This window comes from Pseudoxanthomonas sp. GW835-FHT14C01, assembly GCF_058793715.1.
In genome coordinates this window covers 185,540-208,529 of sequence record NZ_JBXAGB010000004.1, presented here as the reverse complement: position 1 = coordinate 208,529, position 22,990 = coordinate 185,540, and the positions used below count along the sequence as shown (strand labels likewise).

At 69.6% G+C, this 22,990-nt stretch carries 20 protein-coding genes; 11 read left to right on the top strand and 9 right to left on the bottom strand.

Annotated features, from left to right (window positions below):
- The first annotated feature begins 20 nt into the window (after nucleotides 1–20).
- The 4 genes from AC1Q5B_RS18835 (at nucleotide 21) to rarD (ending at nucleotide 5,317) form a co-directional block, all read left to right on the top strand.
- Nucleotides 21–2,201, top strand: coding sequence for a carboxy terminal-processing peptidase (locus AC1Q5B_RS18835; protein WP_492632978.1), 2,181 nt, complete (start codon nucleotides 21–23; stop codon nucleotides 2,199–2,201).
- A gap of 157 nt (nucleotides 2,202–2,358) precedes the next feature.
- Nucleotides 2,359–3,198 carry a methylated-DNA--[protein]-cysteine S-methyltransferase gene (locus AC1Q5B_RS18830; protein WP_492632977.1) on the top strand — a complete coding sequence of 280 codons (840 nt, stop codon included), beginning with the start codon at nucleotides 2,359–2,361 and terminating at the stop codon, nucleotides 3,196–3,198.
- A gap of 293 nt (nucleotides 3,199–3,491) precedes the next feature.
- A complete protein-coding gene (gene yedA / locus AC1Q5B_RS18825; RefSeq protein WP_492632976.1) occupies nucleotides 3,492–4,400 on the top strand; it encodes a drug/metabolite exporter YedA in 909 nt (302 codons plus the stop codon).
- Nucleotides 4,397–5,317 carry an EamA family transporter RarD gene (gene rarD / locus AC1Q5B_RS18820; RefSeq protein WP_492632975.1) on the top strand — a complete coding sequence of 307 codons (921 nt, stop codon included), beginning with the start codon at nucleotides 4,397–4,399 and terminating at the stop codon, nucleotides 5,315–5,317. Before yedA ends, rarD begins: the two co-directional genes overlap by 4 nt.
- On the opposite strand, the gene AC1Q5B_RS18815 is transcribed toward rarD, so the two are convergent.
- The 3 genes from AC1Q5B_RS18815 to AC1Q5B_RS18805 form a co-directional block, all read right to left on the bottom strand.
- Nucleotides 5,318–5,884, bottom strand: coding sequence for a hypothetical protein (locus tag AC1Q5B_RS18815; protein ID WP_492632974.1), 567 nt, complete (start codon nucleotides 5,882–5,884; stop codon nucleotides 5,318–5,320).
- Between the two features lie 29 nt (nucleotides 5,885–5,913).
- Nucleotides 5,914–8,103 (bottom strand): xanthine dehydrogenase family protein molybdopterin-binding subunit, encoded by a 2,190-nt coding sequence (locus AC1Q5B_RS18810; protein ID WP_492632973.1) that lies wholly within the window; start codon nucleotides 8,101–8,103, stop codon nucleotides 5,914–5,916.
- Between the two features lie 63 nt (nucleotides 8,104–8,166).
- Nucleotides 8,167–8,622 carry a (2Fe-2S)-binding protein gene (locus AC1Q5B_RS18805; protein WP_492632972.1) on the bottom strand — a complete coding sequence of 152 codons (456 nt, stop codon included), beginning with the start codon at nucleotides 8,620–8,622 and terminating at the stop codon, nucleotides 8,167–8,169.
- A 171-nt stretch (nucleotides 8,623–8,793) separates the two neighbouring features.
- On the opposite strand from AC1Q5B_RS18805, the gene AC1Q5B_RS18800 reads away from it, so the two are divergent.
- Nucleotides 8,794–9,753 (top strand): XdhC family protein, encoded by a 960-nt coding sequence (locus AC1Q5B_RS18800; RefSeq protein WP_492632971.1) that lies wholly within the window; start codon nucleotides 8,794–8,796, stop codon nucleotides 9,751–9,753.
- Nucleotides 9,750–10,349, top strand: a complete 600-nt coding sequence (locus tag AC1Q5B_RS18795) for a nucleotidyltransferase family protein (protein ID WP_492632970.1) — start codon at nucleotides 9,750–9,752, stop codon at nucleotides 10,347–10,349. Before AC1Q5B_RS18800 ends, AC1Q5B_RS18795 begins: the two co-directional genes overlap by 4 nt.
- A 48-nt stretch (nucleotides 10,350–10,397) precedes the next feature.
- Here the strand turns inward: AC1Q5B_RS18795 and AC1Q5B_RS18790 are convergent, their stop codons facing one another.
- From AC1Q5B_RS18790 to AC1Q5B_RS18775, 4 genes are all read right to left on the bottom strand, one after another.
- Nucleotides 10,398–11,708, bottom strand: a complete 1,311-nt coding sequence (locus AC1Q5B_RS18790) for an ABC transporter permease (RefSeq protein WP_492632969.1) — start codon at nucleotides 11,706–11,708, stop codon at nucleotides 10,398–10,400.
- Between the two features lie 13 nt (nucleotides 11,709–11,721).
- Entirely contained in the window at nucleotides 11,722–12,882 is a 1,161-nt protein-coding gene (locus tag AC1Q5B_RS18785) for an ABC transporter permease (protein WP_492632968.1), read from the bottom strand.
- Nucleotides 12,883–12,894: 12 nt separating this feature from the next.
- Nucleotides 12,895–13,587, bottom strand: coding sequence for an ABC transporter ATP-binding protein (locus AC1Q5B_RS18780; protein WP_492632967.1), 693 nt, complete (start codon nucleotides 13,585–13,587; stop codon nucleotides 12,895–12,897).
- Between the two features lie 199 nt (nucleotides 13,588–13,786).
- A complete protein-coding gene (locus AC1Q5B_RS18775; RefSeq protein WP_492632966.1) occupies nucleotides 13,787–15,031 on the bottom strand; it encodes an efflux RND transporter periplasmic adaptor subunit in 1,245 nt (414 codons plus the stop codon).
- Between the two features lie 233 nt (nucleotides 15,032–15,264).
- Between AC1Q5B_RS18775 and AC1Q5B_RS18770 the strand changes: the two genes are divergently transcribed.
- From AC1Q5B_RS18770 to AC1Q5B_RS18750, 5 genes are all read left to right on the top strand, one after another.
- Nucleotides 15,265–16,185, top strand: a complete 921-nt coding sequence (locus AC1Q5B_RS18770) for an ABC transporter ATP-binding protein (protein ID WP_492632965.1) — start codon at nucleotides 15,265–15,267, stop codon at nucleotides 16,183–16,185.
- Nucleotides 16,185–16,943 (top strand): ABC transporter permease, encoded by a 759-nt coding sequence (locus tag AC1Q5B_RS18765; RefSeq protein ID WP_492632964.1) that lies wholly within the window; start codon nucleotides 16,185–16,187, stop codon nucleotides 16,941–16,943. Before AC1Q5B_RS18770 ends, AC1Q5B_RS18765 begins: the two co-directional genes overlap by 1 nt.
- A gap of 24 nt (nucleotides 16,944–16,967) precedes the next feature.
- Nucleotides 16,968–18,173, top strand: coding sequence for a sensor histidine kinase (locus AC1Q5B_RS18760; protein ID WP_492632963.1), 1,206 nt, complete (start codon nucleotides 16,968–16,970; stop codon nucleotides 18,171–18,173).
- Nucleotides 18,174–18,371: 198 nt separating this feature from the next.
- Complete coding sequence (locus AC1Q5B_RS18755; protein WP_492632962.1) at nucleotides 18,372–18,974, top strand: response regulator; 603 nt, start codon at nucleotides 18,372–18,374, stop codon at nucleotides 18,972–18,974.
- A gap of 102 nt (nucleotides 18,975–19,076) precedes the next feature.
- Nucleotides 19,077–20,789 carry a sensor domain-containing diguanylate cyclase gene (locus tag AC1Q5B_RS18750; RefSeq protein WP_492632961.1) on the top strand — a complete coding sequence of 571 codons (1,713 nt, stop codon included), beginning with the start codon at nucleotides 19,077–19,079 and terminating at the stop codon, nucleotides 20,787–20,789.
- Here the strand turns inward: AC1Q5B_RS18750 and AC1Q5B_RS18745 are convergent.
- Nucleotides 20,774–22,147, bottom strand: coding sequence for a leucyl aminopeptidase family protein (locus AC1Q5B_RS18745; RefSeq protein ID WP_492632960.1), 1,374 nt, complete (start codon nucleotides 22,145–22,147; stop codon nucleotides 20,774–20,776). The two genes, AC1Q5B_RS18750 and AC1Q5B_RS18745, sit on opposite strands and share 16 nt — an antisense overlap.
- Nucleotides 22,144–22,884 (bottom strand): HAD family hydrolase, encoded by a 741-nt coding sequence (locus tag AC1Q5B_RS18740; RefSeq protein WP_492632959.1) that lies wholly within the window; start codon nucleotides 22,882–22,884, stop codon nucleotides 22,144–22,146. The genes AC1Q5B_RS18745 and AC1Q5B_RS18740 overlap by 4 nt, the downstream gene beginning before the upstream one ends.
- Nucleotides 22,885–22,990: the final 106 nt, after the last annotated feature.

Sequence of the window (22,990 nt, the reverse complement as noted above, 5' to 3'; positions counted from 1 at the left end):
CTCCGGGCCGCGAGTACGCAATGACACTGAAGAAAGCCCCCCTCCTGTTGTTGGCCCTGGTCCTGTCGACGCCGCTGGCGCTGCTCGCGCGCGGCGACGGCGATGCGATCGCGGTGGCGCCCACCGCCGACCAAGCCAACACGTCCAAGCTGGTGTACGGCCTGTTGTCGGACAGCCGCTATGCGTACCGTCCGCGTCCGCTGGACGACGCGCTGTCGCAGCAGATATTCAAGCGCTATTTCGAAGCGCTCGACGGCGGCAAGCAGTTCTTCACCGCGGCGGACATCGAACGCTTCTCCCCTTACAAGACCAAGCTGGATGACGCGATCCGCTCCGGCGACCTCGCGCCGGCGTACGAGATCTTCGCGGTCTACAAGCAGCGTGTCGGCCAGCGCGTGACGTATGCGCGCGCGCTGCTGAAGCAGGATTTCGATTTCACCGGCGACGAGCGCTGGGAATACGATCGCGAGGATGCGCCCTGGGCCGCGGACGGCAAGGCGCTGGATGCGATCTGGCGGAAGTCAGTGATGAACGACTGGCTGCGCCTGAAGCTGGCCGGCAAGAAGCCCGACGACATCCGCAAGACGCTGGACAAGCGCTACGCCAACCTGCAGCGCAGCATCAACGAGCTGAAGACCGAGGACGTCTTCCAGACCTTCCTCAACGCGTACACCAGCGCGATCGATCCGCACACGGATTACTTCACGCCGCGCACCGCCGAGAACTTCAACCAGTCGATGTCGCTGTCGCTGGAAGGCATCGGCGCGGTGCTGCAGCGGCAGGACGACCTGGTGGCGATCCGCGAGATCGTGCCGGGCGGTCCGGCGGACCTGAGCGGCAAGCTGAAGGTCGGTGACCGCATCGTCGCGGTCGGCCAGGGCAAGTCCGGCCCGATGACCGATGTGATCGGCTGGCGCATCGACGACGTGGTGGCGCAGATCCGCGGCAAGAAGGATACGCAGGTCCGCATCGAATACATCCCGGTAGAGGCCGGCATCGACGGCAAGCACGCGCAGGTCACCATCGTCCGGCAGAAGATCAAGCTGGAAGAGCAGGCCGCCAAGTCCGAGATCATCTCGCTGCCCGCCAATGCCGGCGAGCCGGCGCGCCGCATCGGCGTGATCAAGCTGCCCGCGTTCTACCAGGATTTCGAAGGCCGTCGCCGCAACCCGAACGACTTCAATTCCGCCACCCGCGACATCGCCAAGCTGCTCGCCCAGTTCAAGACGCAGGACGTGGACGGCGTGGTGATGGACCTGCGCAACAACGGCGGTGGTTCGCTGGACGAAGCGGTGCAGCTGACCGGCCTGTTCATCGACAAGGGCCCGGTGGTGCAGCAGCGCGAATCCGGCGGTCGCGTGCAGGTGTACAGCGACACCGTGGCCGGGGTGGCGTGGGACGGTCCGCTGGCGGTGCTGATCAATCGCGCGTCGGCGTCGGCTTCCGAGATCTTCGCGGGCGCCATCCAGGACTACGGCCGCGGCCTGGTGATCGGCGAGACCAGCTTCGGCAAGGGCACCGTGCAGAACATGGCGGACCTGGATCGCTGGCCGGCCAACGAAGCCCCGCGCTTCGGCTCGGTCAAGCTGACCATCGCGCAGTTCTTCCGCGTGGCCGGCGGCAGCACGCAGCACAAGGGCGTGGTGCCGGACATCGCGTTCCCGGTCAGCGTCGACGCCACCGAGTACGGTGAGAGCACGTACGACAACGCGCTGCCGTGGACGCGCATCGCCGCCGTGCCGCACACGCAGTACGGCAACTTCGCACCGCTGCTGCCGAAGCTGGAAGCCCTGCACGCGGCGCGTTCGTCCAAGGACAAGGAATTCCAGTGGTGGTCGGAGGACGTGGCGCAGTTCCGCGCCGAGGCGGCCAAGAAGTACGTATCGCTCAACGAAACCGAACGTCGCGCCGAGCGTGACCGCCAGGACGCGCAGCGCAAGCAGCGGCAGGCCGAGCGCAAGGCGTTGGGCCTGGCGCTGGATCCGCTGGCCGAGGACTTGGCCGATGACGGCCTCGGCGCATCCGAGCGCGATATCGTCAAGGACGCGCAGCGCGAAAAGCTCGCCGACAAGCGTCCCGATCCGCTGTTGCGCGAATCGGCCGCCATCCTGTCCGACGCCATCGGCATCCTGGGCCAGGACCGCAAGCTGTCGGCGCAGGTACTGCCCGATTCGCCCGGTCCGGGCCGCTGGGCGGAGTAGAGCGGAGCTTGCTCCGCTGCCGGTGGATCGGCCGTCGAGTGAACCGAGCGCCGAGCACCCCAATCGAGAGTCGAGCAAGCTCGACTCTACGGGTGCGGAGCGCAAGATCCGGATAGCCAGCCCGCAGCGCGCGCCCTAGTCTGGGCGCATGGACACCATGCCGCGCTCAACAACCCCCACGTCTTTCGCCACCGATCCGCTGGAACTGGCGCGCCGCCTGCTCGACGAGGGTGAACCCTCGTTGTCGGATCTGGCCGCGCGTACCGGTCTCAGCGCTTCGCACCTGCAGCGTCGTTTCCGTGCCCGCTTCGGCCTGAGTCCGGCCGAGTACTTGGCACGCAAGAAGCTGGGCACGTTGAAGAGTGCCCTGCGCGAGGGGCGCGACGTCACCACCGCGCTGTACGACGCAGGGTACGGCTCGCCATCGCGCCTCTACGAACAGGGCGCGGCCAAGCTGGGCATGACGCCGGCCACCTACCGCGCCGGCGGGCGCGGCGTGGCGATCCGCTGGACGCTGGTGGATACCGTGCTGGGTCGCACGCTGGTCGCGGCCACCGGACGCGGCATTTGCGCGGTGGAACTGGGCGACAGCGACGCGGCGCTTGAGCAGCGGCTGCGCGATGAGTTCCCCCTGGCGCAACTCGAACGCGTCGAAGCCGGCCGCGACGACTTCCTCGCACCACGGTTGCGTGCGGTGGCGGAGCGGTTGGCCGGGGGCGATGCCGAGGTGCCGGTCGATCTGCTGGGTACGGGTTTCCAGCAGCGGGTCTGGGATGCGTTGATGAAGATTCCGGCCGGGGAGACGGTCAGCTACGCGGGCCTGGCGCAGTCGCTGGGCGCGCCGCGCGCGGCAAGGGCGGTGGCCAGCGCCTGCGCGCACAACCGCATCGCGGTGGTCGTGCCCTGCCACCGCGTGATCCGTGGCGACGGGTCACTCGGCGGTTATCGCTGGGGACTGCCGCGCAAGCAGCAGTTGCTGGCACGCGAGCGCGGCTGATCCAGCATCCGCCGCGGGAGCGACGCGAGTCGCGACGGGTACGCAGGATGTCGGCATCGTGTCGGCAGATGCGCGGGTGGCAGCGACTGCGTGATGTGCCATCGCGTGCGTGCTGTGCAGGGGCGCTTCATCCCGACTACATCGCTCCCACCTCTGCTGCTCGGGACCGACGTCGTCTTGAAGACCATTCAAGCCTGCCCGGAAAGGTTTCAAGGAGCTGCGGGCAGCGCCGTCATGCCGGCGGTCCGCGAGTGGCCTAGAATTGCACCACGCCGCACTCCCCACGGTTCCCCATGACGTCCTCCGTTTCCGCCGCCGCGCCCGCGCGTGGCGGCCTTGCCGTCGCTGCCGCCCTGGCCATCGTCTACGTGGTCTGGGGCTCGACGTACCTCGGTATCCGCTTCGCACTCGAGGGGGGGTTCCCGCCCTTGCTGATGGTGTCGGGCAGCCGCTTCGTGGCCGCCGGCCTGGTGATGTTCCTGTTCCTCCGGTGGCGCGGTGTCGCGCCGCCCACGCGCGCGCAGTGGAAGAACGTGCTGGTGATGGGCGCGCTGCTGCTGTTGATGGGCAACGGCATGGTCGTACTGGCCGAACAGACGGTGTCGTCCGGCCTGGCCGCGGTGGCGGTGGCGTCGATGCCGTTGTGGATGGGCCTGTTCGGCGCGATGCGCGGCCAGCATCCGACGCGCGGCGAATGGCTGGGCATCATCGTCGGCTTCGCCGGCGTGGTGTGGCTCAACGCGGGCAGTTCGCTGACCGGTTCGCCGGTCGGCCTGGTGCTGCTGCTGATCGCGCCGATCGCGTGGGCCTACGGTTCGGTGTGGTCGCGCGGTCGCGACCTGCCGTCGCCGTTCATGACAGCGGCGGCGCAGATGCTGGCGGCCGGGGTGATGCTGGTCGTCGCCGGTCTGCTGCATGGCGAACGTTTCAACACGGCGGACTGGACGCTGACCGGCGCGCTGGCGGTCGTCTACCTCGCGGTGTTCGGTTCGATCATCGCGTTCACTGCTTACGTGTGGCTGCTGCACCATGCGCGCCCGGTGCTCGTCGGCAGCTATGCCTATGTCAATCCGGTGATCGCGGTGGCGCTGGGCGCCTTCATCGCCGGTGAAACCTTCACCCGGCACGATCTGGGCGCAATGGCGGTGATCCTGGTGGGCGTGGTGGTCATCACGCTGGCGCGCGCGCGGCAGGCGAAATGAGCGTCGAGTCCATCGACCGCAAAGGGCTGGCGATCACCGCTGGCACGTTCCTGATCTGGGGCGTGGTGCCGATCTACTGGCACCTGCTGAAGGCGGTCCCCTCGTTCCAGATCATCGCGCATCGCATCGTGTGGAGCGCCGTGCTGGTGATCGGCTGGCTGTTGCTGAAGAACGGGCGGCGCTGGTGGCAGCAGGTGCGCGCGCAGCCGCGTGCCGTGCCGTGGCTCGGCGTCAGCAGCCTGCTGATCGCGTTCAACTGGGGCCTGTACATCTGGGCGGTGAACGCGGGGCACGTGGTCGAGACCAGCCTGGGCTATTTCATCAATCCGTTGATCAATGTCGTGCTCGGCGTGCTGGTGCTGCGCGAGCGTCTGTCGCCGGCGCAATGGATCGCGGTCGGATTCGCGCTGGTCGGCGTGGCCTGGCTGACGCTGCAAGCGGGGTCGCCGCCGTGGATCGCGCTGGGACTGGCGTTCTCGTTCGGCCTGTACGGCCTGGTGCGCAAGCTGGTCGCGGTGGATCCGGTGGCCGGCCTGGGCGTGGAGAGCCTCTACCTGTTCCTGCCGGCGCTGGCCTACGTGGTGTGGGGTGAGTTCGGCCACGGTGGCGGCTTCGTCAGCGGCTACGGTTGGAAGAACGACCTGCTGCTGGTGTTCGGCGGTGTAGTCACCGCGGTGCCCCTGATCGGTTTCGCCTACGGCGTGCGCCGCATCCCGCTGTCGGTGGTGGGGCTGCTGCAGTACATTGCGCCGAGCATCCAGTTGCTGCTCGGCGTGCTGGTGTTCAAGGAGGCCTTCGGCATCGAGCGCGCGATCGGCTTCGCCGCCATCTGGACCGGGTTGCTGATCTTCGCCAGCGATGGCCTGTGGCGCGCGCGCCGCCGCGAGGCGGTCGCGGCGGCGGCAACGGGACGCTAGTCAGCCGGACGTCTTGGCCGCCGGGGCGGGGCAGGGCCCGCCTGCCGCGGTCCATGTCTTGAACGCGGCGACGAACTGGTCGTGCGGCACCGGCACCGGTGCGCGCTCGCCGCCGGGATTCCAGCCCCACAGCACCAGCTTGTCCTCCGCCACGTGCTTGACCAGCGCATCGAAGTCGCGACCGCCGTTGCGCTTCTTGTCCTGGATCATCGCGCACAGCTGGTCGGCGGGGAGGCCGATCCACGCCATCTTGTGGTCCGGGGGCGGCAGCTGCCAGTGCGGCGCACCGGGCGGCGCATGCGGGCCGTAGCTGGCCGGTGCGTTCTGCTCGGCGTGGCAGGTGGAGCAGGGCAGGCCGGGTGCGCCCTTGCCGTCGGGACCGCGGGCGACGTTCATCGCGTGCGGCGTCTGCGTGTCGAACTGCAGCGGCGCGTCGCCCGGGATATGGCAGTTGCTGCAGCGCGGGTGCTGGAACACCTTTTCGACGGTGGCGAAGGCGGTCAGCGCCTGCGCCCTCTGCTCCTCGCTGATGCGCGGCTTGCAGGCCACCAGCAGGAGGACGGTCAAGGACATCATCAGGATGCGCATGGCGGGCCTCAGGCAGCGGAGGTGGTGGAAGCGGGCGTCGGCAGGCGCAGCGGCAGCTCGCGCAAGCGCTGTCCGGTGAGCGCGAACACGGCGTTGGCCACGGCCGGTGCGATCGGCGGCGTGCCGGGCTCGCCCACGCCTCCCATCTTCTCGGTGCTCGGCACGATGTGGACCTCGATCTTCGGCATCTCGTGCATGCGCAGCACGCGGTAGTCGTGGTAGTTCGACTCCTGCACCTGCCCGTCCTTCAAGGTCAGCGCGCCATGCAGCGTCGCACCGAGGCCGAACACGATGCCGGACTCCATCTGCGCTTCGACCGCGCCCGGGTTCACCGCCACGCCGCAATCGATCGCGCAGACCACGCGATGCACGCGGATCTGTCCGTCCTCGACCGACACCTCGGCCACCTGCGCGACATAACTGCCGAACGACTCGTGCACGGCGATGCCGCGACCGCGTCCTTCGGTGGCGGGCGACGACCAGCCGGCCTTCTCGGCCGCGAGGTTCAACGCCGCGAGATGGCGCGGGTGGTCCTTCAGCAGGGTGCGGCGGTACTCGAGCGGATCCTTGCCGGCGGCGTGCGCCAGTTCGTCGACGAAGCCTTCCATCACGAAGCCGTTGACGCTGTGCCCGACCGAGCGCCACCACAGCACCGGGATGCCGGTCTTCGGCGAATGCAGGTCGACGCGGTGCTCGGGCGTGCCCAGCACGTACGGCGAGTTGGCCACGCCTTCGGTCGAGGTGGCATCGATGCCGTCCTTGACCATCATCGCTTCCATGAAGGTGCCGGCCATGATCGACTGGCCCACCATCACCTGGTGCCACGCCACGGGCAGGCCGTTCTCGCCGAGGCCGACCTTGATCTTCTCGACGAAGGCCGAACGGTAGTAGCCGCCGCGCGTGTCGTCCTCGCGCGTCCACACGGTCTTGACCGGCGCCTTCGCGGCCTTGGCCACCTGCACGGCTTCGGATACCACGTCGGAATCGGGCGTGGCGCGGCGACCGAACCCGCCGCCGAGGAACGGCGTGTGGATGCGGACCTTCTCCGGCGGAATGCCGAGGATCTTCGCGGTGCTGTTCTGGTCCAGCGTGGGGAACTGCGTGCCGCACCAGATATCGCACTCGCCGTCGCCGATCTTCACCGTGCAGTTCAGCGGCTCCATCGCCGCATGCGCGAGGTAGGGCACGGCGTACTCGGCATCGACGGTCTTCGCGGCCTTGCCGAGCGCCGCGACGACATCGCCGGCGCGCGCCGCGGTGGGGCCATCCTCGGTCGCCAGCTGCGAGAACTGCTGGCGCAAGGCGACGCTGTCCAGCTTGGCGCCCTCGCCGGCTTCCCACACCACCTGCAACGCATCGCGACCGAGCTTGGCGGCCCAGAAGTGCTCCGCCACCACGGCGACGCCGCTCGGGACCTGCACCACGTCGCGCACGCCGGGCACGGCACGCGCAGCGGTGGCGTCGAACGATTTGACCTTGCCGCCGAACACCGGCGAACGCAGCACCACGGCGGTGAGCAGCCCGTCGAACTGGATGTCCATGCCGAACGTGGCCTTGCCGGTGATCTTCTCCGGCGTGTCCAGACGCTTGGTCGCCTTGCCGATCAGCTTCCAGTCCTTGGGGTCGCGCAGTTTCAGCGCGTCCAGCGCGGGCGGCTTCTGCTTGCCGGCCTCGTCGGCCAATTCACCATAGCGCAGTCGCGTGGTGCCGGAGACGACGGCGCCGTTCTCGGTGTGGAGCTGGTCGACGGGCACATTGAGCCGCGCGGCGGCGGCCTGCAGCAGCATCGCGCGCGCGGTCGCGCCCGCCTGCCGGTAGCGGTCGAACTCGGACCACGTGGTGGTCGAGCCGCCGGTGCCCTGCATGCCGAACACCGGGCTGGTGTAGGCCTTGTCGGCCGGGCCGTGTTCGACGCGGATCTTCGACCAGTCGGCATCGAGCTCTTCGGCGATCAGCATCGGCAGGGTGGTCCAGATGCCCTGGCCCATTTCGGCGTGCGCGAGCAGTACCGTGATGGAGTCGTCGGCGGCGATGCGAAGGAACGCGCTGGGCACGAACGCCGCCGCCGGTGCCGCGCTTTCCTGGGCCCAGGCGAACCGGCGGGCGCCGGGAACGGCGATGCCGACAACCAGGCCGCCGCCGACGAGGGCGGTGGAGCGCAGGAAGCCACGGCGCGAGGATTTCAGTTCAAGGTTCACGGATACGACCTCCGTCGAACAGTCGGATCGGGCCACGGCACCCGGTGCCGTGGCGACAGGGGATCAGGCCTTGCCCAGTTCGGCCGCGCGATGCACCGCGGCGCGGATGCGCTGGTAGGTGCCGCAGCGGCAGAGGTTGCCGGACAGCGCGTGGTCGATGTCGCTGTCGGTCGGTGCCGGTACGACCGCCAGCAGCGCGGCGGCAGACATGATCTGGCCGGACTGGCAGTAGCCGCACTGCACGACATCGAGTTCCGCCCACGCCTTCTGCACGGGATGCGAACCATCGGCCGACAGGCCTTCGATGGTGGTGATCTTCTTGCCGGCGACGGCGGACGCCGGCGTCACGCAGGCGCGCAGCGGTGAACCGTCGACGTGCACGGTGCAGGCGCCGCATTGCGCGATGCCGCAGCCGAACTTGGTTCCGGTGAGGCCCATCAGGTCGCGCAGGACCCAGAGCAGCGGCATGTCGTCGGGGGCATCGATTTCGCGCTCCGACCCATTGACGTTCAACTTCATGGTGTCTCCCTGGCGGCGGCGTGGGGCCGAACGACGATACTCCGCGGATGCGCATGCCGCCAGTGGGGCCGGCGGCGCATGCTTGCCCGATCCTCCGCCGCGCTTGCCCGATGCTCCGTGCGGGCGGCGGGGCGTTGCCTTGGGCCCCGTGCTTGCGCCATCGTGGAGCGCATGTCGGTCCATCGCCATCCGCTGGAAGTTTCCGCACGCGCCAGCGAGGCCGGCGACGGCAGCGCGCTGGTCGTGGTCGTCGCCACCGAGGGCTCCACCTACGTGCGGCAGGGCGCGATGGCGGTCTTCGCTGCCGACGATGCGCAGACCGGCTGGCTGAGTGGCGGCTGCCTGGAACCCGAGATCGCGCGGCGCGCGCGCCACGTCGTGGCCGGTGGATACCTCGACACGATGGACATCGACACGCGCGACGACGAGGACCTGCTGGCCGGCTCGGCCGTCGGCTGCCGCGGTCGGCTGCATCTGGCCCTGCTGCCACTGGACCGTCTGCCCGGCTGGTCGGACGTGGTGCGGGCGTGGTGGCAGGGTGCGGGTCCGTTGTCGCTGCGGCTGGCCGGCGAAGGCCTCGTATCGGCGTGCGCCGGCGATGCCGCACGGACCTGGACGCTTCCCGTCGCCGCATCCGCTGCGGTGGACATCGCCGGCGAAGCGACGGTGCCGCCGCCGCCGCGCGTCGCGATCTTCGGTGCCGGTCCGGAGACGCGCATGCTGGTGGCGTGGCTGCGCCAGCTCGGCTGGCAGGTCACCGTGGTGGAGCGACGCGCGCGCTGGATGGTGGGCGACGATCTCGCCGATGCCTGGTTGACGCAGGCACCGGAGGACGCGTTGCGGACCTTGCATCCCGCGCCCGATGCGGCGCTGGTGATGCACCACCATTTCGAACACGATCGCGAGGCACTGGCGGCGCTCGCGGAAACCACAATCCCCTTCATCGGCCTGCTCGGCCCGGTGCGGCGGCGCGAGGACCTGCTGCGGGTGATTCCATCGCGCCTGCACGCGGTGCTGCTGCCGCGCCTGCGTTCGCCGATCGGTATGAAGCTGGGCGGGCAGGGGCCGGAAGCGATCGCGCTGAGCATCGCCGCGCAGCTGCAGGCCTGGCATCACGGCGAGCCGGCGTGAGCGCGACGCATGCGGCGGTCGTATTGGCGGCCGGCGGCAGCACGCGCCTCGGACGGCCGAAGCAGTTGCTGGCGCGCGACGGCGAAACGCTGGTCCATCGCGCCGCGCGCCTCGCCCTCGCCTCCGGCGCCTCGCCCGTGCTGGTGATCGTCGGCGCGGACGCGGACGACGTCGCGGCCGCCGTGAGCGACTTGCCCGTGGCGTGCGTGGTCAACGCGCAATGGCGAACGGGGTTGGCAGGAAGCGTGCGCCTCGCCGCGGACACGCTGGCCGCCCACCCGCACGCGACGCTGCTGCTGACCTGCGACCAGCCCGCGCTGGAGGTCGACCATCTGCTGGCCCTGCTTGAAGCGGCGCGTCGAGCGCCATCGGGATCCGCGGCCACGCGTCTGGGGAATCGCGTGGGGATCCCGGCCGCGGTCGCTCCGACGATGCTGCGTGCCGCGCTGGCCGTGCAAGGAGATCGCGGGCTGCGCGACGCGCTGAATCGCCCGGGCGCCCGCGTCATCCCCTGCGACGCGCCGGATCTCGGCATCGACATCGACACACCGGACGATGTCGCCGTGGCCGTGTCGAGGGGCTGGCTGGATCCGTAGCGGCGCGAGGACGCCGGCATCTGCCGGCGCCCCTGGCATGCGTGCGACTCAGATCGCGCGCAGGGCCTGCGTGATCGGCAGGCGTGCCGCCCGCAGTGCAGGGAACAGGCCGCCGACCAGGCCGATGCCAAGCGCCCATTTCAGGCCGCTCCACAGCAACGCCGGCGTGACCTTGAACTGGAACACCACCTGGCTGAAGTTGCTGCCCAGCGTGGCCACGCTGTAGCCGTTGAACACCACCCATGCGATGAGCCCGCCCAGCAGGCCGCCCAGCAGCGCCAGCAGCATCGTTTCCAGCATCACCGCCATCACCACCGGCAGGCCGCGGAAACCGATCGCCCGCATGGTGGCGATCTCGCGCGCACGCCCGGCGACCGCGGCGTACATGGTATTGAGCGCGCCGAACACCGCACCGATGGCCATGATGGTGCCGATGACGGTACCGAGCACCTTGATCAGCGTGTTCAAGCCCGTCGACTGCTTGGTGTAGTAGTCGCGCGTGGTCAGCACGTCCAGCTTCAGGCGCGGGTCGTTCTCCATCGCCTGCTTGAACTGGTCGAAGCCCGCCTTGCCCTCGGTGCGCACGGTGACCGACTGGTAGGCGCGGCGGTCGTAGGCCGACGACAGCGTGTCGATATCGGTCCACAGCTCCGAATCGTGCGCATCGCCGGAGGCGAACACGCCGACCACCGTCCACTCCTGGTTGCCCAGTTTCAGTGTCTTGCCGACGTCGAGGCCACGGTACTGCCCCTTCGCGCCCTGGCCGACCACGATCTCGCGCACGCCGACGTTGAACTTGCGGCCCGCGACCAGCTTCACCTGCGGACGGATCGCCCAGGCCGCCTCGCTGACGCCGCGGAACTGCGCGTTGGCGTCCTCACCGGTGCTGGCGGTCGGCAGGTTGACGATCTGCGACAGCTCCGGCGACAGCAGCGCACGGCCATCCTTGCCCTTGGCGACGCCGGCCAGCGTGGAGATCAGCGGCACCTGGTCGCGGCTGATGACCGAGTTGGTCTCCGCCTGCGAACCGCCCCGCAGCACGATGGCGGTGTCTTCGCTGCCGGTCTGCTTGAGCGTGGCGGAAAAGCCTTCGCCCATCGCCAGCATCGCCACCAGCACGCCGACCACGCCGGCGATGCCGACCACGATCACCGACGACGCGCCCCAGCGCTGCGGCAGGCTGGCGATGCCGATCTTCGCTGCCTCCAGCGACAACCGTCCGCTGCGGGTGAGGAACAGCCACAGCACCAGTGCCACCGCAATGCCCAGCACCGCGAACCACGGCAGCACGATCCACACGCCCAGGCCCACGACCAGCGCCACGATGGAGACGAGATTGCCCAACCATTGCTTCTTCATGTCATGTCTCCTGTCAGCGGCCGGCCAAGGCATCGACGATCTTCAACCGCATCGCGCGGGTCGCCGGCAGTGCGCCGACGATCAGTCCGATCGCGATCATCAGTCCGAGGCCCACGGCCCAGGTCTGCGCGGGGATGGTGGGCAGCGCGATCATGCCGTTGCTGGCGCCGCTGACCACCGGGATGATGGCCGAGGCGATCGCCATGCCCAGCACGCCGCCCAGCACGATCAGCAGCACCGATTCCACCAGTACCAGCACCAGCACGGTGCCGTTGGTGAAGCCCAGCGTCTTCAATACCGCCAGCTCGGGGACGCGCTCGCGCACCGCCTGCGCCATCGTGTTGCCGGTCAGCAGCAGCAGCGTGAAGAACACCGCCGCCATGATCGCGGTGACGATCAGGCCGATGTCGGCGAACTGCTTGGCGAAGGACTGGTTGAAGGCCTGTTCGGTCTGCGTCTTGGTCTCGTGCGACGAATTGGCCGAGATCGCATCGATGGCGTTGGCCACGCGGGTGGCATGGTTCACGTTGTCCAGCTTCACCATGTACCAGCCGATCTGGCCGTTGACGTACTGGTTGGCCTCGTCGAAGTACTTCCAGTGGAACAGCAGTTGGTTCTCCTCGCCCTTGCGCTTGCTGTCGGCGAGCTTGAACGTGCCGCGCAGCGTGAGCGGCCAGGCGTTGCTGCCGTCCTTCTGCGGGAAGATCGTCGCCTGCAGGGGAATGGTGTCGCCGACCTTCCAGCCGAAGCGCTTGGCCAGGTTCTCGCCGACGATGGCGCCGGTACGGTCGGCTTCCCAGGCTTTCACCTGCGCCGGATCGATGATGTATTCCGGGTACATGTCCAGGTAGCCCGGACCGACCGAGAAGTTGGGGAAGAAGTTCTTCGGATCCTTGTAGATGCCGCCGAACCAGGCGGCGTAGGCGCTCTTCTTCACCCCGGGGGTCGCATCGATGCGGGCCGCCAGGCTGTACGGCAGCATCTGCGTGATCGACAGCCGCGAGGCGACGACCAGGCGGTCCGCACCGGCGACGCTGCCGCCGGAGTTGAACGCCACGCGCACCGAGTCGAGCAGGCCGAACAGCAGGAAGGCCGCCACCACCGAGAGCAGGGTCAGCAGCGTCCGCGTCTTGCTGCGGAACAGCGCCGACCATATCAGCGAGAAATATTTCATGGCCGCCTCCGGTCAGTGCGCGCCGGCCGGAGCGTCGGCCAGTTCGCCCTTGTCCAGGTGGATGGTGTGGGTGGCGTATTCGGCCGCCTTCGGATCGTGCGTGACCATGATGATGGTCTTGCCGTGTTCCTTGTTGAGCATCTGCAGCAGGTTGAGGATCTCCTCGGCCGAATGACGGTCGAGGTCGCCGGTCGGTTCGTCGCAGATCAGGAAGGTCGGATCGGACACGATGGCGCGGGCGATGGCGACACGCTGCTGCTGGCCGCCGGACAGCTCGTTCGGGCGGTGCGACTTGCGTTCGGCCAGGCCCACCAACTGCAGGGCGATCTCGGCGTTGCGCTTGCGCTGCGCGGCGCCCAGCTTGGTCAGCAGCAGCGGCAGCTCGACGTTGCGCTGCGCGGTCAGCGTCGGCATCAGGTTGTAGAACTGGAAGACGAAACCGACGTGCGAGCTGCGCCAGTGCGCCAGCTGGCCATCGTTCATGCGGTCGATGCGCTGGCCTTCGATCTCGATCTCGCCGCCGCTGGGCGTGTCCAGACCGCCGATCAGGTTCAGCAGCGTGGTCTTGCCGGAACCGGAGGGGCCCATCAGCGCGACGAAGTCGCCGTGCGGGATGTCCAGGTCGATGCCGTGCAGCACCTGCACCTTCTCGGGGCCGCGCTGGTAGGTCTTGGTGAGGTTGCGGATGGAAACCAGGGAAGACATCGGCAAGATCCTTGTTGGAGGCGGGAAGGCGAACGGCGATGTTGCGGTTCGAACAGGGCGGATCCCGTCCGCGAGGGACACGGTCCGCCTGTCAGGACGACGGATGGCGTCGCCCGGGATCGACACGCGCCAAGGGAACGACGCGGCTGCTTGCAATGGTTCGCTGCGCGGGGAAGATCCTCACGCGGCGAACCGTGGATTACTCGGTGTCTTCGGCCAGCACGACCTTGGCGCCGTCCTTCAGTCCGGCGGGCGGATCGAGTACGACGGTTTCGCCGGCCTGCAGCCCGTCGGTGACGTGCACGTCGTCGCCCAGTTTGCCGGCGACCTTGAGGCTGCGCTGCTGCACGGTGTCGTCGTCGCCGACCACGAAGGCCACCTGCGCGCCTTCGCGTTCGACCACGGCGGCACCCGGGGCGCGCACGCCCTTGGGCTGCTCGGCCTGCTGCGGCTTGGCGGCTTCCAGGAAGCTCACGCGCACGCCCATGTCCGGCACGATGCGCGGGTCCTTCACGCTCAGCGCCACGCGCACCTTCACCGTCGCCTTGCTGCGGTCGGCGGTGGGGATGATGGCGATGACCTCGCCCGGGATCTGCCAGTCGGGATAGGCGTTCAACGTGGCCTGGATCGGCATCTTCGGCTGCACGCGGCCGATGAAGGACTCGTTGACCTCCACCTCGACCTCCAGCGATTCCATGTCGACGATGGTGCCGATGCCGGTACGGGTGAAGCCGCCGCCGGCGGACAGCGGCGAGACGATCTCGCCCGGCTGGGCGGCCTTGGCGATCACCACGCCGGCGAACGGGGCGCGCACGATGGTGTTGTCCAGGCCGATGTCGGCGATCTTCAGGCGGTCGGCGGCGGTGCGCTCGTTGCGTTGTGCGGTCTGCAGTTGCGCGCGCAGCAGATCGCGCTGGGCGACGGCCTGGTCGTACTGCGCCTTGGACACCAGCTGCTGGGCGACCAGCGACGACAGCCGGCGCGCGTTCGCCTCGGCTTCCACCAGCTGCGCCTGCACGCCCGTGGTCTGGCTGCGCGCGGCCTGCAGCTGGCTCTGCGACAGGGCGCGGTCGGCATCGGCATCGATCGGCTCCAGCCGTGCCAGCACCTGGCCGGCTTCGACGCGCATGCCTTCCTCGATCAGCACTTCCTGCACCTTGCCGGTGACCTTGGCCGATACCGTCGCCATGCGACGCGCGACGACATAGCCCGATGCATCCAGGACCGAGGCGGACGCGGCGTTGTTGCCCAGCGCGACCGTCGGCGCAGTGCGCACTTCCAGCGGCTTCTCTCGGCCGAACAGGGCCCAGCCCGCGGCGGCCAGCACCAGCAGCGCAACCACCACGCCCAGCGTGATCCACAGGCCACGGCGCGACGGCGGGGCCGGCGGCGGCGCCTTGCGGTCGATACGGAGTTCCTTCAACAGATCGGCAGACGTGTTCATGCGTATCCAGACGGTGAATGCGGGGAAGTGTGACCAGCAAGGGTAACGGAAGCCTAGTTGCCGGAAGTCACTTCCTGCGGCGATGGCGGGGCGGGGCCTGCCACGGGGCGCATCGTGGGCCAGCCATCGCCCGCATCCCAGTGACACCTGTCAGGTGATTCGCCTGAGGGGCCGCACTCATCACCGGGTCGACGGCGCGGCAGGATGGCCACACCCTCCCGCGAGACCGTCGCATGAACGTCGCAAGCCCCACCCCCGCACCCTTGGCGCGCCTGCGCGGCGTGCGCCATCACTATGGCCGGACCCTGGCGCTGGATGGCCTGGACCTGGCGCTGCCCGCCGGCCAGGTGCTGGCGCTGCTCGGCCCCAACGGGGCAGGCAAGAGCACGGCGATCGGCCTGCTGCTGGGCCTGCAGCGCGCCGATGCCGGCACCGCCGACCTGTTCGGCCTGCCGCCGCAGGCGCTGGACGCACGCCGCCGCACCGGCGTGATGCTGCAGTCCGCCGCCGTGCCCGACACGCTGAAGGTGCGCGAGCTGATCGACCTGACGCGCGCCTATTACCCGCGGCCGCGCAGCGTCGCGGACCTGGTCGCGCTGGCCGGCCTGGACGGGCTGATGGCGCGTCGTTACGGCCAGCTGTCCGGCGGGCAGCAGCGGCGTGTGCAGTTCGCGCTGGCGGTCTGCGGCCGGCCGGCCCTGCTGTTCCTCGACGAACCGACCACCGGGCTGGACATCGATGCGCGGCAGACGCTGTGGAAGGCGATCCGCGAGCTGCGTGCACAGGGCTGCGCGGTGTTGCTGACCACGCACTACCTGGAGGAAGCCGAAGCGTTGGCCGACCGCGTGGTGGTGGTGAACCACGGGCGCGTGGTGGCGGAGGGCACGGTCGCGCAGATCCGCGCGCACGTGGCCCAGCGCCGCATCCGCTGCACCAGCGCGCTGCCCGCGGAACGCGTGCAGGGCTGGCCGGGCGTGCAACACGCGCAGCGCGATGGGGCACGACTGGAGATCGTCGCCGAGTCCGCCGAGTCCGTCGTCCGCCGACTGCTGGCCGAAGATGCCGCGTTGTCCGACCTGGACGTGCAGCGTGCCGGCCTGGCGGATGCCTTCCTCGCCCTCACCCGTGATGCCGCCGACCAGGAAGCCGCCTGATGGACACGATCGCCGCCGTTCCCTTTTCCGCCCGTCGCGCCTACCTGCTGGAAGCGCGTTACGAATGCCTGCGCCTGCTGCGCACACCGTCGTTCTCGCTGCCGTGCCTGCTGTTCCCGCCCGTGTTCTACCTGCTGTTCGGCGTGTTGCTGGGCGGCAAGGGCGGGCCTGCCGCCGCCTCCTACCTGCTGGCGGGCTACAGCGTGTTCGGCGTGATGGGGGTGGCGCTGTTCGGTTTCGGCGTGACCGTGGCGATGGACCGCGAGCAGGGCCTGCTGTCGCTGAAGCGCGCGCAGCCGATGCCGCCGGGCGCGTACCTCGTCGCCAAGATGGCGATGGCGGTGCTGTTCGCCGCCATCATCCTGCTGCTGCTCGCGACGCTGGCGATCGGCGTGGCCGGCGTGCGGCTGTCGGCGCTGCAGTGGCTGGCGCTGGTGGCGACCTGCCTGGTCGGCGTGCTGCCCTTCAGCGCGCTCGGCCTGTGGCTGGGCACGCGGGTGAGCGGGCGCGGTGCGCCGGCGCTGATCAACCTCATTTATCTGCCCATGGCGTTCCTGTCCGGCCTGTGGGTGCCGCTGTCGATGCTGCCCGGCGTCCTGCAGTCCGTCGCACCCGCATGGCCCGCGTATCATCTGGCCCAGATTGCGCAGAAGGTGGTCGGCATGGATGCGGGACGGCCCTTGGCGCTGCACGTCGCCGTGCTGGTCGCGATCACCGTGGTGTTCTTCGTGCTGGCGCACCGCCGCCTGGCGCGTTGATCCGGCTGGCACAAGGAGTCCTCGATGAATCTGCTTGCCTCTCCCTGGCTGCGCATGGCCACTCGACTGCGCGACCGCCTGGTTCCCGAGGCGCTCGGCCTGGGCTGGATGCCGATCTTCCTGCTGGGCTACCTCGTGTTCCTGTTCGTGCCCCTGCTGGTGCCGTCCAATGCCAACTGGGGCCAGAGCCTGCGCTGGTACCTGTGGCCTACGCTGCTGTCCATCGCCGTGTTCCTGCCGATGTACTTCCTGGCGTACCGTGGCAGCGCGATGACGCGCGTGCTGTGCACGGCGGGCATCGCCGCGCTGGGCTACGGCCTGATGCCGTCCAATGCGTTCTCCAACACGTACGTGATCTATGCGGCCGCGTTCGTGGCCCTGCTTCCCGGCAGCGTGTGGACGCGCGCGGGTGCGCTGCTGGCGCTGCTGGTGGCGTATGGCGGCATGGCGGCGTGGCTGGATTTTCCGGCATTCGTGCCGGCCGTGACCGCGATCATCTCGGTGGCGGTGTTCACCGGCAACTACTTCCAGTCCGAAGCCGTGCGCAAGCGCGCCGAGCTGAAGCTGTCGCACGATGAAGTCCGCCGCCTCGCCGCCCTGGCCGAGCGCGAGCGCATCGGCCGCGACCTCCACGACCTGCTCGGCCATACGCTGTCGCTGGTGGCGCTGAAGTCGGATCTCGCGGGGCGGCTGATCGACCGCGATCCGCAGGCGGCGCGCAACGAGATCGTCGAGGTCAGCCGCGTCGCCCGCGATGCGCTGGCGCAGGTCCGCCGCGCGGTCACGGGCATCCGCGCCGCCGGACTCGCGGCCGAACTGGCGTCGGCGAAGCTGCTGTTGGAGTCGGATGGCGTCACCCTGCGCTACGAGGCGCAGGAAGCGGTGGTGCCGCCCGACCTCGAAACCGTGCTCGCGCTGGCGCTGCGCGAAGCGGTCACCAACATCCAGCGCCACGCGCGGGCCACGCTCGCCGAGGTGTCGCTCGCATCGACGGGCGACCACGTGCAGCTGCGCATCCGCGACAACGGCGTCGGCAGCGCCGCCGTGCCCGGGAACGGTCTGGCCGGCATGCGCGAACGGGTCGAGTCGCGCGGCGGGCAGCTGCGCATCGATTCCACCTTGCGGCAGGGAACGTGCGTGGAGATCGTGTTGCCGCTGCCGTCGCGGGAGACGGCGGCGTCGGTCGAGCGGCAGTCAGCGAGCACGGAAGCAGGTGTGGGAGCGACGTAAGTCGCGATGGCAACATCCCGGATGGTTCGGATGCGTGGAAGCGTGGCGAAGCGCGCGGGCGCGGACTTCATGCGATCGCGACTCACGTCGCTCCCACATCGGAACTCCCTGCTTCGTCACCGGGTGAAGGGGGGATGCCTCCCAAGACCCCACACGATTTGCTAGCGTGTCGCGCATCCATTCCACCACGGCGTCCCGATGATCCGCGTACTCCTCGCCGAAGACCAGGCCATGGTGCGTGGCGCATTGACCGCACTGCTGGGCATGGAGACCGACATCGAGGTCGTCGGCAGCGCTGCGGACGGCGAGGCCGCATGGCGCGAACTGCAGCGGCTCAAGCCCGACCTGCTGGTCACCGACATCGAGATGCCGGGGCTGAGCGGGCTCGAACTCGCCCAGCGCATCCAGCGGCACGAGATCGCCTGCAAGGTCGTCATCGTCACCACGTTCGCGCGCGGAGGCTTCCTGCGCCGCGCGCTGGATGCGGGGGTGTCCGGCTATCTGCTGAAGGATGCGCCCGCCGAAGACCTCGCGGAGGCCCTGCGCAAGGTGCATCGCGGCGGCCGCGCCATCGATCCGCAGCTTGCGCTGGAGGCGTGGTCCGACGCCGATCCGCTCAACGATCGCGAACGCCAGGTGCTGCGACTGGCCGGCGAGGGCCAGTCGGCCGGCGATATCGCCAGGCAGCTGAACCTGTCGCAGGGGACCGTACGCAATTACCTGTCCGAGGCGATCGGCAAGCTCGGCGTGGCCAACCGCATCGAGGCGTACCGGCTCGCACGCCAGCGCGGGTGGCTGTAACCCGCCAGGATGTGCGGCAGTTGGCACTTCGGACGTGCGCTGGGTTGTCCCGATGGACAGCGCGACCTAGTCTGCACCTGATCCTTGCCGCGTCCCCACCGAATGCCTCAGCGTCGTCGCCTCGCCAACCGCATCGGCCTGCTCGCCGCCGCATTGATCTTCGTCGCCGTCGGTGTCGGCGTGGTGCTGGGCGCGCAGCGATTCATCGTCGACGCCAACCGCGTCTCGCATACCAATGAAGTGATCGCGCTGGTCGTCGCCATCGAAGCGCATCTGCGCGACGGCGAATCCGCGCAGCGCGGCTACCTGCTCACCGCCGACGTCGACTATCTGGCCGACTACCAGCGCAGCCGCGGCGACCTGCCCGAGATGATCGTGCAACTGCAGGAACTGGTGCGCGACAACCCCGACCAGGCCCGCCGGGTGCTGGCGTGGAAGCTCGAGATCGAGCGCCGGCTCGGACAGATGGACGCGACGCTGGGCAACTACGCCACCGGCGGGCTGGCATCCGCGCAGCAATCCATCGGCCAGGAGGTGCGGCGGACGTCGGCGGCCCTGCGCGCGCAGGCACGCCAACTGGTCGCCAATGAACAGCAGCTGCTGGTGCAGCGCGCGGAATCCAGCCGCACCAGCGCCAACCTGCTGCGCGCGCTGGCGATCCTCGGCATCCCGCTGGGTCTGGTCATCATCGCCGTGGTCTACGGCTGGCTGGTCGCCGAGATCCGCCATCGCGCCCGCGCCGAAGCCGACGGCGACGATGCGCGCGGCGACCTGTTGCGCAACATCCAGGCGCTGGAACGGCACGGCGAGGATCTCAACGAACTCAGTCGCTACGGCGGCATGCTGCAGAGCTGCGTGCGTTCCGAGGAAGCGATCGGCCTGGCCACCCAGTATTTCTCGCGCCTGCTGCCGGGCACCGGCGGCACGCTGTACCGCGTGCGCGCCTCGCAGGACTACGCCGAGGAGGTCGCGCACTGGGGCGAGCACGCGATCAACGGACCGGCCATGTTTCCGCTGCCGGATTGCTGGGCGCTGCGCCGCGGCCAGCCGCACGTGCACCGCGCGCACCACGAGCTGCTGCCGTGCAGCCATGTGGCCATGCCCTCGCTCGGCGCCACGCCCAGCTACGCCTGCGTACCGCTGATCGCCCAGGGCAGCCAGCTGGGCCTGCTGTACCTGTCCAGCAACGACGATGCATTCCTCGCCCGGATGGACCTGGTGAAGACGGCGGCCGAGCAGCTGTCGATGGCGCTCTCCAGCCTGGAGTTGCAGGCGCGCCTGCGCGTGCAGTCGATCCGCGAGCCGCTGACCGGCCTGTTCAACCGCCGCTACCTGGAAGAGTCGCTGGCGCGCGAACTGGCGCGCTGCGAGCGCCGGCACATGCCGCTGGGCCTGATGATGCTGGACCTGGACCACTTCAAGCGCTTCAACGACCTGCACGGACACGCCGGCGGCGATGCGCTGTTGTCCGAGTTCGGTCGTCTGCTGCAGGCGCTGTCGCGCGACGAGGACATCGCGTGCCGCTACGGCGGCGAGGAGTTCACGCTGATCCTGCCGGAGGCCGACCCGATCACCGTGCAGGCGCGCGCCGAAGCGATCCGTGCCGGCGTGGAAGGCATGCGGGTGGCGCACCTGGGGCAGGAGCTGCCGCGGGTGACGGTGTCGATCGGCGTGGCGATGTTCCCGCAGCACGGAGGCCTGGGCGAAAACCTGATGCGGCAGGCCGACGCGGCGCTGTATCGCGCCAAGCGCGCCGGCCGCAACCGCGTCGAGACCGCGACGCTCGACCTCGCCGGCGATCAGTCGGCGGCGTAACGCGCCTTCAGCATCGCGTACGCACTGCGCAGCGCCAGCGCTTCGCCACCGGCCGGGCGTCCTGCGCGATCGCTGTCGTTCCACGCGTACACGTCCAGGTGCGCCCACGTCATGCCGTCGGGCACGAAGCGCTCCAGGTACAGCGCGGCGGTGACGGCGCCGGCCATGCGCGAACCGGCGTTGGCCAGGTCGGCGATGCCGCTGGTCAGGTAGCGCAGGTACGGGCGCCACAGCGGCATGCGCCACACCGGGTCGCGCATGCGCTCGCCGGCGGCGATCCAGTCGTTCGCCACCGCATCGTCGTTGGCGAACAGCGCCGGCAGGTCCGGGCCCAGCGCGATCCGCGCGGCGCCGGTCAGCGTGGCGAAGTCCAGCAGCAGCTCCGGCGATTGTTCGCCGGCGTACGTCAGCGCGTCGCACAGGATCACGCGGCCTTCCGCATCGGTATTGTCGATCTCGACGCTGACGCCCTTGCGCGTGGCGATCACTTCCCCCGGCCGGAACGCGTTGGGGCCGATGCTGTTCTCCACCGCCGGCACCAGCAGCGTCAGGCGGATGGGCAGCTTGCGCGCCATCACCAGCTGCGCCAGCGCGATCGCATGCGCGGCGCCGCCCATGTCCTTCTTCATGTGGCGCATGCCGTCGGCGGGCTTGATGTCCAGGCCGCCGGTGTCGAAGCACACGCCCTTGCCGACCAGCGCCACGTGCGGCCGCGCGGCATCGCCCCAGCGCAGCGCGATCAGTCGCGGCGCGCGGTGCGAGGCGCGGCCCACCGCGTGGATCGCGGGGAAGTTCTGCGCCAGCAGCGCGTCGCCGGCGACCACGTCCACGTCGGCGCCGTGCGTGGCGGCCAGGTCGCGCACCACGGCTTCCAGCTCGTCCGGCCCCATGTGTTCGGTCGGCGTGTTGACCAGGTCGCGCACCTGCAGGCTGGCGGCCAGCAGGTCCAGCGCTTCGGCATCGGCCTGCGGCAGCAGCAGGCGCGCCGGCTTGCGCGGCGGCTGCTTGTAGCGGTCGAACCGGTAGCTGCCCAGGCCCCAGCCCAGCTGCAGCGCGGTGCGCGCGCCGGCGGACAGGTCGCTCGCGATCTCCCAGTCGCCGGCCGGCAGGCCGAACGGGGCATGCGCATACGCATACGGGTCGAGCGCGTCGCCGATGCTGATGACCGCGCCTGCGAGGCCTTCATCGCCCGGCAACAGCAGCAGCGAGCCGGGCGAGGCGGTGAAGTTCTGCGCGTCGATCCAGGCGTTCACCGCCGGCGTCTGTGTCGCGTGCCACGTCGCCAGCTGCGCGCGTTCGAGCACGTGCAACGGGCGCGCGCTGGTGGAGGAATCGGTGTAGGCGAGGGCAGCGCTCATGCGGCGGCGTGTTCCGTGGCGAAGTCGGGGTGAGCGTCCAGCCAGTCGGCCAGCGCGGTGAGGGTGGCGAATTCCAGGTCGGGACGCAGCGTCGCGTGCGGCCAGGAGGGCGGCTGCCCGCCGTGATCTTCCGGCCGGTTGATCCAGCAACTGCGCAGGCCTGCCTTCAGGGCGCCGACGACATCCATCTCGATGTGGTCGCCGACATGCAGCACGTCGCCCGGCGGTACGCCGAGCAGGTCGCAGGCGGCATGGAAGATGCTGGCGTCGGGTTTCGCCGCGCCGTGCTCGCGCGAATGGACCTGGTGCACGAACAGGTGGCCCAGACCGATCCGCTGCAGGTCGGCGTTGCCGTTGGTCACGGCGGCGACCGGCAGGCGCGCGGCGATGCGCTGCAGGGCGTCCAGTGCGTCCGGGTAGTACTCCACCTGATTGCGCGCGGCGTAGAAGATCTCGTACGCGGGCTCCAGCAGCGCCATGTCGGCGCCGCTCTCGCGCAGCGCGTGTTCCAGCGTCATCCGGCGCAGGCGGCTGAGGTCGTGCTTGTACTGCGGGTGGGCGGCGAAGACCTGTTCGCGCACGGCGCGCATGCGTTCGGTGGGGAACATGGCGGCGGTGGCGGGGCTGTGTTCGCGCAGCCAGTCGTCGAGGACGCGCTCGATGCGTGCGCCGATGGGGGCGAACGGCCAGAGGGTGTCGTCGAGGTCGAGGGTGATGGCGCGGACAGGGAAGCTCATCGGGGCGATTTTACACCCGGGCGGCGGGCGACCTTTCACTGGCTTTGGTCTAGCCCCTCTCCCTGCGGGAGGGGGGGTGGGGTGAGGGGCGATGGAGTCCGTTGCC